The 1,713-nt window shown below is 41.6% G+C and carries 2 protein-coding genes; both read left to right on the top strand.

Annotated elements, in window-relative coordinates; all coding sequences use genetic code 11:
* The first annotated feature begins 338 nt into the window (after window positions 1–338).
* Window positions 339–629: a type II toxin-antitoxin system TacA family antitoxin gene (locus LAY57_RS35535; RefSeq protein ID WP_249072192.1), complete on the top strand. Its 291-nt coding sequence runs from the start codon at window positions 339–341 to the stop codon at window positions 627–629.
* 11 nt (window positions 630–640) lie between these two features.
* A complete protein-coding gene (locus LAY57_RS35530) occupies window positions 641–1,138 on the top strand; it encodes a GNAT family N-acetyltransferase (protein ID WP_249072189.1) in 498 nt (165 codons plus the stop codon).
* Window positions 1,139–1,713 lie beyond the last annotated feature (575 nt).

The following is a 1,713-nucleotide window of genomic DNA, read 5'->3' as shown; positions in this document are numbered from 1 at the left end:
GGTCAAAATTTTTAGGCAATTCCGGACACTCACTCCGGATTTATCGAAGCTATCCCTAACTATGTTGTAATTTGGTTAACCCGATCGGCAAGATAGACATTCATGTTAGTTTTGTCAAGTCAGATCTGAGAAACAACGGGTGTGACGTTTTCAGGAAAGATCTAATTTGTTTTGGTTGACGATCGCATTAGCTGAAAACGGAGCAGACCGTCAGTGGTGCGATATTTCCGGTGGCCAGGGCTACCCCCACAGAATAATTCGATTTTTATCTGTTGACCCGGAGATGATTTTGTATATACTATGTAAGTACATAAAATCAGATTAGTGAGTAGATTGTGATGGCAGTTTTAGATCGGAAAAGCAAGGTTAAACGCTCCGAAGTCGTAAATATGAGGGTTGAGCCAAACCAACTTGACCTCATAGATACAGCCGCTCATCTCTGTGGTAAGAGCCGGACTGCTTTTATACTGGACGCTGCATACCAAGCCGCAGAACAGACTTTATTAGAAAGAACTTTGTTTTTGCTTAATGATGAACAGTGGGAGGCTTTTAACAAAGCTCTCGATGCCCCACCTTCCCAAAACGAGAAACTACGTCAATTACTTCAAACAAAAGCCCCTTGGGAGTAATTGTTGTCCCAATGAAATACAGTCCACCAAAGCATATTCAACCGACACAGGATTTAACCGAATTCGATTGTGGTAAGCCTGTTCTAAATAACTGGTTGAGGAAACAAGCTCTCAAAAATGAGAATCTGAGAGTATCTCGGACTTATGTTGTCTGTTGTGAAGGGAAGGTGGTAGCATACTACAGCATAGCTAGTGGCAGTGTTATCCACTCTCAAGTTCCTAACAAGATTAAAAGGAATACGCCAGACCCCATTCCGGTTATGATCTTAGGCAAGCTTGCGGTTGATATTAACCATACTGGGAAAGGACTTGGTAAAAGCCTAGTCAAAGATGCCGCACAGCGTATTTTACAAGTATCTGAAATTGTTGGGATCAGAGCTATTCTTATTCATGCACAAGATGAGGATGCCCAAAAATTCTACGTAGAAAAATGTGGTTTCACACCTTCTCCAGTTGACCCTCTACTCCTGTTGATTACGCTTAAAGAAGTACAAGAAAACTTTGCCTAAACGTTCATCGACTGTGAGAATCAGTTTAGGCTTTGCTTAGGAGCAGCGTGCTACCCAAACCCATAAATGCTATCCCTAACATCTCAGTAGATTACTTGATAATGCACGATCGCATTCTAGCGAGTGCCTTAACAAAAGTTAATACAGTGTCGATTACTTTTGTCCGACAACTTACCTTTTGGCTTATTGCTTCTCTTCACCAAAATAGCGTAAGAACCCACTTACCGTGACACGCGGCACCAGTTACAGCGGAAACCGCTGTTATGAGGTACAGTCAGAAATTACCAAACTTATTTCTTACAGTCGCTGCCACTATATTTGGTGTACCTCACTACTGCGGTTCCCGCAGTAATTTGAGTATATTCACTCATTGACATTCGCTCCACTTTCTTAATCTGTCACGAATAGTCAGGTGATCGACAACTGGTTCCACTGTCGGCTCTTCCGTACTTAGTGTGCTAAAATGTTATAATAGCGCCGAACAATAGGACATTCGGGATTAATTATGAAAAGAATAATGACCAAACTACTAAATTTATCTGGTGTCATAGTAGAAGATAGCAAGGAAACAGAAG

This window comes from Argonema antarcticum A004/B2, assembly GCF_023333585.1.
Classification (GTDB): domain Bacteria; phylum Cyanobacteriota; class Cyanobacteriia; order Cyanobacteriales; family Aerosakkonemataceae; genus Argonema; species Argonema antarcticum.
This window is presented reverse-complemented; position numbering and strand designations above follow the sequence as displayed.

Coding starts and splice junctions, on each gene's coding strand:
- LAY57_RS35535 (WP_249072192.1), top strand. CDS start 339: ATGGCAGTTTTAGATCGGAAAAGCAAGGTTAAACGCTCCGAAGTCGTA.
- LAY57_RS35530 (WP_249072189.1), top strand. CDS start 641: ATGAAATACAGTCCACCAAAGCATATTCAACCGACACAGGATTTAACC.